Source organism: Pseudomonas sp. 43(2021), from assembly GCF_017490805.1.
GTDB lineage: Bacteria > Pseudomonadota > Gammaproteobacteria > Pseudomonadales > Pseudomonadaceae > Aquipseudomonas.
In genome coordinates this window covers 65,834-75,037 of record NZ_JAFGYJ010000027.1, presented here as the reverse complement: position 1 = coordinate 75,037, position 9,204 = coordinate 65,834, and the positions used below count along the sequence as shown (strand labels likewise).

Sequence of the window (9,204 nt, the reverse complement as noted above, 5' to 3'; positions counted from 1 at the left end):
AGTGCCGGCCTCTTCGCGGGCTTGCCCGCTCCCACAGGAACTGCACAAATCTTCAGTCTTGTGGAGTGCCTGTGGGAGCGGGCAAGCCCGCGAGAGGCCAGCGCAGGCAGCATCTGCTACACCGCCGGGCACTGATGGGTCACACAGTGAATCCCCCCACCCCCGGCAGCAATGGCATCGATATCCAGCTGCACGATATCCCGCCCCGGATACAACGCCGTCAGCAGCCCCCGCGCTTTCTCGTCCGCCGCCCCATCGCCAAACTGTGGCGCAATGATCGCGCCATTGAGCACGAAGTAATTGATGTACCCCGCGGCAAAGTCGTCATTGCCTTTGCTGAACCTGTTACGCCGCCCGTGCAGCGGCGGCGACACGACATGCACCTGCAACTTGCGGCCCTCGGCATCGGTGGCCCGTTTGAGGATCTCCAGGTGCTGGCGCGTCACGGCGTAGTCATACGAGTCCGGGTCGTTATCCAGGTTGGCAATCACCACCCCTGGCCTCACGAAGCGGGCATAGAAGTCCACGTGCCCGTCGGTGATGTCCTGGCTGGCGATGCCCGGTAGCCAGATGATCTTGCTCAGCCCCAGGCACTCCTTGAGCTCTGCCTCGACCTGCGCCTTGCTCCAGCCTTTGTTGCGGTTGGCATTGACCCAGCTGCTCTCGGTCATGATGCCGGTGCCGTGGCCGTCCACTTCAATGGCGCCGCCTTCACCCACCAGGGCGCTGCGCTGGTAGCGGGCGCCGGCCAGCGTGGTGACGCGTCTGGCCAACTGGACATCGTTGCTGTGACGCTGCTTGTTGCCCCAGCCATTGAAGTTGAAGTCTACCGCCGCCAGGGCTCCGTCATCATCGACGACGAAGTTGGCGCCGATGTCGCGCATCCAGATGTCGTCCAGCTCGCACTCGACGAAACGTGTGCGATGGCTGCCACAGTGCTGCTCGGCCAGCTTGCGCTCGCTGGCCCGGCAGAACACTGTCACCGGCTGATAGCGCGCGATGGCCTGGGCGATGCGACCGAGGGCGGCCCGTACATCGGCGGTGAAATCCTCCCAGATCGCATCCTGGGCACCAAAGGCGATGAACGCGCGCTGCTGCGGCTCGCCTTCGTCCGGCATGAACCAGCGCCCGGGTTCTTGGGCACGGGCCAGGCCCAGCGGCAGGCCGAGGCTGGCGACCAGCGACAGTTGCAGGAAGGTTCTACGGCTTGGCATGGCTCAGTCCTGTGCAGTCTTGAAACGTGTCCACACGCGCATGCGTGCGCGCATGTCGGCCTGTGGGATATCGCGGCCCGGGATCAGCCGGGCATAAGTGGCTTGGTCGAGGTAGATATCGGGGTTGTCGCGCATGCGCGGGTCCACCGCCTGGCGTGCCTTGGCGCTGGCGGTGGGGTAGCCGGTGAAGTTGCTGATGGCCGCCATGTTCGCCGGGCGCATGACGAAATTGATGAAACGATAGGCGTATTCCGGGTGCTTGGCATCGGCCGGGATGGCCATGGTATCCATCCACACTGTGGTGCCCTGGCGCGGCACGCGGTACTGGAAATCGAGATGCTTGCCCGCGGCCTCGGCGGTACGCTGCGCCTGGATCACATCACCGCTGTAGCCCAGTGACAGGCACAGGTTCTCGTTGACCAGTTCGGTCACTGGTTGCGACTGGAATTTGCGTACGTACGGGCGAATCGCCTTGAGCAGTTCACTGGCTGCAGCCAGATCTTCGCGCTTGGCACTGCGTGGCTCGCGGCCCAGGTAGTTGAGGACCACTGCCAGCACTTCGTCGGGCGAGTCGATGACCGAAATGCCGCAGTCGGCGAACCTGGCGGCCAGCTCCGGCTTGAACAGCAGGTCGAGGTTGTCCAGCGGCGCATCGGGCATGCGCTGGCGGACTTTGTCGGTATTCACCGTCAGACCGATGGTGCCCCAGGTGTAGGGCACGGTCGCCTGGCTGGCCCTGGGGTACCGGGCGTGCAGCTTGCGCAGCCCGGGCTCGATGTCGTCAAGGGCCTCCAGGCGGCTGTGGTCCAGTGGCTGCAGGCTGCCGGCGCGCATCAGGCGCTCGGCGACGGTATCGCCGGGGAAGACCAGGTCGTAGCCACTGCGCCCGGACATCAGCTTGGCCTCGAGCACTTCGCTGCCGTCCATCACATCGTAGATTACCTGGATGCCGGTTTCGGCTGTGAACTGCTTGAGGGTGTCCTCGGCAAAATAGTCGGCCCAGTTGTACAGGTGCAGCACGGGCTGCTCGGCCTGGGCCTGGCAGGCGCAGACGGCCAGCGCCAATGCAGCTAGAGTGTGGCGTTTCATGCTCAGGCCCTCAGGGTGTGTGGGAGGCGGCCGTCCAGGGTCAGCAGCGTGGCGTACATTTCCGGGCGGCGATCGCGGTAGATGCCCCAGCTCAGGCGGTCTTCCCGCATGCCGGCCAGATCCAGGTCGTGCAGCCAGATGCCGCTGCTGTCGCGGTCGGCTTCGGCAAGCATGGCGCCCTTGTGGTCGCAGATGAACGACGAGCCGTAGAAGCGCATGGCCAACCCGGCATCGCTGGCGGCGACCTCCTCGCCCACGCGGTTGGCCGCTACCACCGGCAGCAGGTTGGCGGCGGCATGGCCGCGCATGGCTACCTGCCAGTGGTCGCGCGAGTCCAGGTCGGCACAGCCGGGCTCGGAGCCGATGGCGGTGGGGAACAGCAGCACTTCGGCGCCCATCAGTGCCAGGCAGCGGGCGGTCTCGGGGAACCACTGGTCCCAGCAGATACCGATGCCCAGGCGGCCAAAGGCGGTGTCCCAGACCTTGAAGCCGGTGTCGCCGGGGCTGAAGTATTCCTTCTCCTGGTAGCCGATGGCGTTGGGGATGTGGGTCTTGCGGTATACGCCAAGCAGGCGGCCGTCGGCATCGGCCACGGTCAACGAGTTGAAGAAAGCATTGCCTGCGCGCTCATACCAGCTCAGCGGCAGCACCACGCCCAGCTCGCCGGCCAGTGCGGCGAAGCGCTGCAGGATCGGGCTGGCGGGGTAGGGCTGGGCGAGGGCCTGGTGCTGGTGGTCTTGTTCGATGCAGAAGTACGGGGTGGCGAACAGTTCCTGCAGCAGGATCACCTGGGCGCCTTCGGCGGCGGCCTGGCGTACCAGTTGTTCGGCGCGGTCGAGGTTGCCGGGCAGGTCCCAGCTGCACGGCATCTGGGTGGTGGCGACGCGCAGCAGGTTCATGGCTGCACCTCGGGCTGTTGCTGGGTGATGCAATGAATGCCGCCACCGCCATGGGCAATGTGGTCGATGCGCACCGGTACGATCTCCCGCCCCGGGAAGGCGTGGGCCAGTTGCGCGGCGGCTTCCTGGTCGGCGGCGATGCCATAGGCCGGCATGATGATCGCGCCGTTGGCAATGTAGAAGTTGGTGTACGAGGCGCAGAATACCTCGGCGTCCTGGTCGACGGCGGCGCTGGCTTCATACAGATCGAGCAGTTCGAAGTGCCGGCCTTGGGCGTCGGTGGCCAGTTCCAGGGCGCGGCGGTTTTCCCGCACCACTTCGGCGTACACCGAGTGCTGGTCATGGATGGCGTCGACCAGCAGCACGCCAGGGCGGGCGAAGGCGCATACGCCGTCGATGTGGCCGTCGGTCATGTCGCCGGTGATGTACTGTGGGTCGCCTGGTAGCCAGATGGTCTTGCGGATGCCCAGGTAGCGGGCGAAGCAGGCCTCGAACTCGGCCTTGCTCACACCAGGGTTGCGGTTGGGGTTGAGCAGCACCGACTCGGTGGTGATCAGAGTGCCTTCGCCGTCCACATGAATCGCCCCGCCTTCGTTGCACAGCGATGTGCTGAAACCGTCCAGGCCCAGGTGGTCGAGGATGCGCCGGCCAAGGCTGCGGTCCTGGCCGTGTCGAGACTTGCCACCCCACGCGTTGAAGCGCCAGCTCAAACCGGCCAGGCCATGCTGTGGGTGGCAGATGAAGCTCGGGCCGCTGTCCCGGCACCAGCTGTCGTCCACGGTCATTTCGACCAGCTCGATATTGGCGCCGCAGAGGGCGCGGGCGCTTTGCAAGGCCGAAGGGTCGACCACCATCTTCACTGGCTCGAAGCGGGCGATGGCCGCCGCGACCCGGGCGTAGTCCTGCTGTACGTCGGCCAGGTGCACGTGCCAGCCGCTTTCCCACAGGGCCTGGTTGTGCGGCCAGACCATCCAGGTTGCAGCGTGGCGGGCCCATTCGGCGGGCATGCGCCAGCCGCTGTCGAGGGACAGGTGCATAGTGAACTCCGATCTATTAAGGATTTTTATCAACGAAGCCCGCCGTCGCGGGTGTTGAGGTCCATGCTATGGCTAGGCCTGGACGACGACAAACGATAGATTTAGCGCACATCTGATCAGCAGGGCTTATCAAACATGCTCAAACACTGGCCACCCCTGAATGCCTTGCGCGGCTTCGAGGCCGCTGCGCGGCTGGGCAGCTTTCACAAGGCCGCCGAAGCGCTGAACCTGACCCAGTCGGCCATCAGCCAGCAGATTCGCAGCCTGGAAACCTACCTGGAGCAGCCGCTGTTCCACCGCAGTGGCCGAAGCGTGAGCCTGACCGACGCCGGGCACGACCTGCTCAGCACCACGCAATCGCTGCTGCAGCACCTCGCCGTTGGCATTCGCCGGCTCGACCAGTACCGCAAGCCCAACCAGCTGGTGGTCAACACCAGCCCGGCCTTTGCCAGGCACTGGCTGCTGCCGCGGCTGGCCGACTTTCATCAGCGCTGCCCGGATGTCGACTTGTGGTTGTTCACCAGTTTCGAAGTGCCGGAGATGGCGACCGAGACCATCGACCTGGCCATCCGCGACGACCTCAGTGCCCAGGCCGAGTGCAGCTTCAGCGTGCTGCACCAGGACCAGCTGTACCCGGCCTGCCACCCGGCATTGCTGCAAACGCCGATGTCGCGGCGCACCACCTTGCATGGCGAGCGCGAGATGGACTGGAGCCACTGGCAGCTGGAGGGGGGCGAGGACGTGGGGCAGCAGGGCAAGGGGCTGAACTTTTCCGACCCCGGGCTGCTGCTGGATGCGGCGAGCGAGGGGTTGGGGGTGGCCCTGGTCAGCCAGTTGCTGGCGCGGCGGGCGGTGGAGGAGGGGCGTTTGCAGGCGTTGTCGGCGCAGCGCGTGCGTGGGCCGGCGTGGGCTTGCCTGGTGCATCGGGATAGCCAGGATGATCCGTTGGCCCGGCAATTCCTGGAGTGGCTGAAAGAGGCTCTCTTGTCAGATTGATGTTGCCAGTGCCGGCCTCTTCGCGGGTGAACCCGCTCCCACAGGTATTGCGCAGCCCTTAGGATCTGCGCGGTTCCTGTGGGAGCGGGTTCAGCCGCGAAGAGGACGGCGAAGGAAAACCTCGGTTTTGCATCCCCAAGATCACCCCGTAATATGTGTCGGATAACCTGCGGGGGTAGTCTCACCCTCTGATCAATCGGAATCGCCCATGGCGGCGCTTCCCCCGGCATAAACCTGACGAGGTACAGACATTGGCCATCATTCATCCTAAGGTCCGCGGTTTCATCTGCACCACGACTCACCCGAAGGGCTGCGAGCTCAACGTCCGTGACCAGATCGAAGCCACCCGCAAGCTGGGCGTGCGCGAGGATGGCCCGAAGAAGGTCCTGGTCATCGGTGCTTCCAGCGGCTACGGCCTGGCAGCCCGCATCACCGCGGCGTTCGGCTTCAAGGCCGACACCCTGGGCGTGTTCTTCGAAAAGCCAGGCACCGAGACCAAGGCCGGCACCGCTGGCTGGTACAACGCTGCCGCCTTCGACAAGTTCGCCAAGGCCGAAGGCCTGTACAGCAAGTCGATCAATGGTGACGCCTTCTCCGACGAAGCCCGCGCCAAGGTCATCGAGCTGATCAAGAACGAAATGGGCGGCAAGGTCGACCTGGTCATCTACTCGCTGGCCTCGCCGGTGCGCAAGCTGCCGCAGACCGGTGAACTGGTGCGTTCGGCCCTGAAACCGATCGGCCAGCCGTACAAGTCGACCGCCATCGACACCAACAAGGACACCATCATCGAGGCCAGCATCGAGCCGGCTACCGAGCAGGAAATCGCCGACACCGTCACCGTCATGGGTGGCCAGGACTGGCAGCTGTGGATCGACGCCCTGGCTGGCGCCAACGTGCTGGCCGAAGGCGCCCGCACCGTGGCCTTCAGCTACATCGGCACCGAAATCACCTGGCCGATCTACTGGCACGGTGCGCTGGGCCAGGCCAAGCAGGACCTGGACGAAACCGCCCTGCGCCTGGACAAGAAACTGGCCGGCGAAATCAAGGGCGGCGCCAACGTGGCGGTGCTGAAGTCGGTGGTTACCCAGGCCAGCTCGGCCATCCCGGTGATGCCGCTGTACCTGTCGATGGTGTTCAAGATCATGCAGGAGAAGGGTGTTCACGAAGGCACCCAGGACCAGCTGGACCGCATGTACCGTGACCGCATGTACCGTGCCGACGGCGCGCCGGCCGAGGTCGACGAGAAAGGCCGCCTGCGCCTGGACGACTGGGAACTGCGTGATGACGTGCAGGATGCCTGCAAGGCCCTGTGGCCACAGGTGACCACCGAGAACCTGTTCGAGCTGACCGACTATGCCGGTTACAAGAAGCAGTTCCTCAACCTGTTCGGCTTCGAGCGCGCTGACGTCAACTACGACGAAGACGTGGCTACCGATGTGAAGTTCGACTGCATCGAGCTGTAATCGGCTTTAGCCTGTACCGGCCTCTTCGCGGGTAAACCCGCTCCCACAGGCATCTCACCAAGCCTGAAGGGAGTGGGGAACCTGTGGGAGCGGGTTTACCCGCGAAGAGGCCGGTACAGGCTATAAAATCTTTGCTAGCTTTGGCGCACGACAACAGGGAATGTGCCATGAGCAGCCTCACCCAGCCCGCCACTGCCTTTCGCCACACCGCAGCCGACGGTTACAGCCTCGGCGGCTTCCGCTGGCGCCACGCCCGACCTGATCCCCAGCGCCCGCTGGTGATCATCAACGCTGCCACCTCGGTACGCTGCCGCTACTACTCGCGTTTCGCCGACTACCTGTTCGCCCAGGGTTGCGATGTGCTGACCTACGACTACCGTGGCATCGGCGAATCCCGGCCGGCCTCGCTGCGCGGCTTCCAGGCTTCCTGGAGCGACTGGGGCCGGCTGGATTTCGAAGCCATGCTGGTGCACGCCGCAGAACATTTCCCCGGCCAGCCGGTGGACGTGGTGGGGCACAGTTTTGGCGGCTGCGCAGTGGGGCTGGCACCGTCGGCGAGCAAGGTACGCCGGGTGGTGATGGTCGGCGCGCAATTCGCCTACTGGCGCGATTACGCGGCCGACCAGCGCTGGCAACTGTTCGGCAAGTGGCATGTGGTCATGCCGCTGCTCACCCGGGTGTTCGGTTATTTTCCCGGCAAGCGCCTGGGTTGGCTGGAGGACACGCCATCCGGCGTGGTGCACGACTGGACCACCCGTACCCCACGCTATGAGCACCGACCCAGCGGGCGTGCGCTGGAGGCACTACCGTTCGCCCAGGTGCGGGCGGCAACGCTGGCCATCAGCCTGACCGATGACCCCTTTGGTACCGTGGCGGCGACCGAGCGTTTGCTGGGTTATCTGCAGGGCGGCGAACGCCAGCACCTGCGCATTGCGCCTGTGGATATCTCGGTCGAGGAAATTGGCCATTTCGCGTTTTTCCATGACCGGTTTCGCGAAAGCCTGTGGCCGGTGGCCTTGCAGTGGTTGCAGCAGGGTGGGTTGGCGGGTGGGGTGCCGGGAACCATCATGGATTGATGGTGGGGTGGAAAATCTGGGGCCGCAAAGCGGCCCCGGCTATCTCAAGCCTTGCGCGCAAGCGGCAGCTCGGCAAACTTGACGCCCGCCAGCCCATGCTTGATCAGCGCGCGGATATTGCCATGGTCGCTGCCCTCGGGCGTGGCCACCACGTCACGGTAGTGTTCGCCAAAGGCCAGCAGTGCTTCCTGGTCACTCAGCCCTTCCAGCAGCGCCAGCCCCAGGGTCTTGCAGGAACCTTCGTTCTGCCCGGCCGCATTCGCCACGCCGCCATTGTCGAAGGCCTGAGGCTGGTAGTTGTAGTTGTCGGCAATGAACGCCAGGGTGTCGGCAAACACGTGTTGGCCGCTGGCCAGGCTGGCGCGCAGGGTGTTCAGGTCAGTCACGGGGTTTTCCTTTTTCGAACGCCGCCTGTTGGTCGGCGCTGGCTTCTTTCTGGTATTGGGCTTTCCACTCGGCGTAGGGCATGCCGTACACCGCTTCGCGGGCGTCATCCAGGCTCAGGTCGAGCTGGCGCTCGTCAGCCGCGGCCTTGTACCACTTGGACAGGCAGTTGCGGCAGAAGCCGGACAGGTTCATCAGGTCGATATTCTGCACGTCGGTGCGCTTTTGCAGGTGTTCGACCAGGCGCCGGAACGCGGCGGCCTCGAGTTCGAGCTGTTGCTGTGGGGTCATGGGCTTCTCTCAGGTCATGCGGTTCTTCAGGTGGCGGCCACCGTTGATGACCACCTGGCTGCCGGTGCTGTACTGGCTGGCGAGCAGGTACTTGACCGTTTCGATCAGCGGGCCGGCGCCGGGTTCGAACTCCAGCAGGGCCTTTTTCAGGGTTTGCTGGCGGTAGGCTTCGTCACCCCCTTCCTTGAGGATCAGCAGCCCGGGCAGGATACCGTTCACATGCACCTTGGGCGCATATTTTTCGGCGAACGACAGCACCATGTTCTGCAACGCGGCCTTGGTCGCGGCATAGCCGATGTGGCTTTTGCTGCCGCGCGATGAGGTTTCGTCGCAAATGTGGATGATGTCGGCCTTTTCCACCTTGGCCAGCAGGTCGCCCAGGGCCAGGTTGAGGTGGTAGGGCGCTTCGACGTGCAGGCGGAACATGGTCTCGAGGTTGTCGAGGCCATCGTCGAGCCACAGCGAGGCGTTGTGGATGATGGCGCGCAGGCCGTCGTAATGGTTGTGCAGGTAGTCGATCAGGGCCTGGCGGTCGGCCGCCTGGCACAGGTCGGCCTGGAACTGCACGATGTTCGGGTGGGCCGCCTGTGGCTGGACGCTGCGGCTGGCACTGACCACCGTATGGCCGGCCTGTGCCAGTTCAAGGGCCAGGGCCAGCCCGACGCGCTGGCTGGCTCCGGTAACGAGAATGGGGCTGTTCATGTTCGGGGCGGTCAACTTGTCTGTCCTTTGGTTGCCGCCCAGCATACCCGAAC

General features: G+C 64.7%; 10 protein-coding genes. 3 read left to right on the top strand and 7 right to left on the bottom strand.

Features of this window, described 5'->3' with window-relative positions:
* Positions 1 to 116: 116 nt before the first annotated feature.
* The 4 genes from J5M71_RS21465 to J5M71_RS21450 are packed head-to-tail and all read right to left on the bottom strand — an operon-like array spanning position 117 to position 4,239.
* Positions 117 to 1,214 carry an agmatine deiminase family protein gene (locus J5M71_RS21465; protein WP_207836481.1) on the bottom strand — a complete coding sequence of 366 codons (1,098 nt, stop codon included), beginning with the start codon at positions 1,212 to 1,214 and terminating at the stop codon, positions 117 to 119.
* A gap of 3 nt (positions 1,215 to 1,217) precedes the next feature.
* The gene (locus tag J5M71_RS21460) at positions 1,218 to 2,303 is read right to left on the bottom strand and encodes an extracellular solute-binding protein (RefSeq protein WP_207836478.1); all 1,086 of its coding nucleotides are present in this window, start codon (positions 2,301 to 2,303) and stop codon (positions 1,218 to 1,220) included.
* A 2-nt stretch (positions 2,304 to 2,305) separates the two neighbouring features.
* Entirely contained in the window at positions 2,306 to 3,202 is an 897-nt protein-coding gene (gene aguB / locus J5M71_RS21455; protein ID WP_207836475.1) for an N-carbamoylputrescine amidase, read from the bottom strand.
* Complete coding sequence (locus J5M71_RS21450) at positions 3,199 to 4,239, bottom strand: agmatine deiminase family protein (RefSeq protein ID WP_207836473.1); 1,041 nt, start codon at positions 4,237 to 4,239, stop codon at positions 3,199 to 3,201. Before J5M71_RS21450 ends, aguB begins: the two co-directional genes overlap by 4 nt.
* Before the next feature lie 135 nt (positions 4,240 to 4,374).
* On the opposite strand from J5M71_RS21450, the gene J5M71_RS21445 reads away from it, so the two are divergent.
* From J5M71_RS21445 to J5M71_RS21435, 3 genes are all read left to right on the top strand, one after another.
* On the top strand, positions 4,375 to 5,235 hold the full coding sequence (locus J5M71_RS21445; RefSeq protein WP_207836471.1) for a LysR substrate-binding domain-containing protein: 861 nt from the start codon (positions 4,375 to 4,377) through the stop codon (positions 5,233 to 5,235).
* A 251-nt stretch (positions 5,236 to 5,486) separates the two neighbouring features.
* Positions 5,487 to 6,698, top strand: coding sequence for an enoyl-ACP reductase FabV (fabV, locus tag J5M71_RS21440; RefSeq protein WP_087503177.1), 1,212 nt, complete (start codon positions 5,487 to 5,489; stop codon positions 6,696 to 6,698).
* Positions 6,699 to 6,865: 167 nt separating this feature from the next.
* Positions 6,866 to 7,774, top strand: a complete 909-nt coding sequence (locus J5M71_RS21435; protein ID WP_063913388.1) for an alpha/beta fold hydrolase — start codon at positions 6,866 to 6,868, stop codon at positions 7,772 to 7,774.
* A gap of 44 nt (positions 7,775 to 7,818) precedes the next feature.
* Here the strand turns inward: J5M71_RS21435 and J5M71_RS21430 are convergent, their stop codons facing one another.
* The 3 genes from J5M71_RS21430 to folM are packed head-to-tail and all read right to left on the bottom strand — an operon-like array spanning position 7,819 to position 9,196.
* The gene (locus tag J5M71_RS21430; RefSeq protein WP_207836460.1) at positions 7,819 to 8,160 is read right to left on the bottom strand and encodes a HopJ type III effector protein; all 342 of its coding nucleotides are present in this window, start codon (positions 8,158 to 8,160) and stop codon (positions 7,819 to 7,821) included.
* The gene (locus J5M71_RS21425; RefSeq protein ID WP_003260708.1) at positions 8,153 to 8,449 is read right to left on the bottom strand and encodes a DUF1244 domain-containing protein; all 297 of its coding nucleotides are present in this window, start codon (positions 8,447 to 8,449) and stop codon (positions 8,153 to 8,155) included. The genes J5M71_RS21430 and J5M71_RS21425 overlap by 8 nt, the downstream gene beginning before the upstream one ends.
* A gap of 9 nt (positions 8,450 to 8,458) precedes the next feature.
* Positions 8,459 to 9,196: a dihydromonapterin reductase gene (gene folM / locus J5M71_RS21420; protein WP_063913386.1), complete on the bottom strand. Its 738-nt coding sequence runs from the start codon at positions 9,194 to 9,196 to the stop codon at positions 8,459 to 8,461.
* Between the last annotated feature and the right edge of the window lie 8 nt (positions 9,197 to 9,204).

Coding starts and splice junctions, on each gene's coding strand:
- folM (WP_063913386.1), bottom strand. CDS start 9,196: ATGCTGGGCGGCAACCAAAGGACAGACAAGTTGACCGCCCCGAACATG.
- aguB (WP_207836475.1), bottom strand. CDS start 3,202: ATGAACCTGCTGCGCGTCGCCACCACCCAGATGCCGTGCAGCTGGGAC.
- J5M71_RS21460 (WP_207836478.1), bottom strand. CDS start 2,303: ATGAAACGCCACACTCTAGCTGCATTGGCGCTGGCCGTCTGCGCCTGC.
- J5M71_RS21445 (WP_207836471.1), top strand. CDS start 4,375: ATGCTCAAACACTGGCCACCCCTGAATGCCTTGCGCGGCTTCGAGGCC.
- J5M71_RS21435 (WP_063913388.1), top strand. CDS start 6,866: ATGAGCAGCCTCACCCAGCCCGCCACTGCCTTTCGCCACACCGCAGCC.
- J5M71_RS21425 (WP_003260708.1), bottom strand. CDS start 8,449: ATGACCCCACAGCAACAGCTCGAACTCGAGGCCGCCGCGTTCCGGCGC.
- J5M71_RS21465 (WP_207836481.1), bottom strand. CDS start 1,214: ATGCCAAGCCGTAGAACCTTCCTGCAACTGTCGCTGGTCGCCAGCCTC.
- J5M71_RS21450 (WP_207836473.1), bottom strand. CDS start 4,239: ATGCACCTGTCCCTCGACAGCGGCTGGCGCATGCCCGCCGAATGGGCC.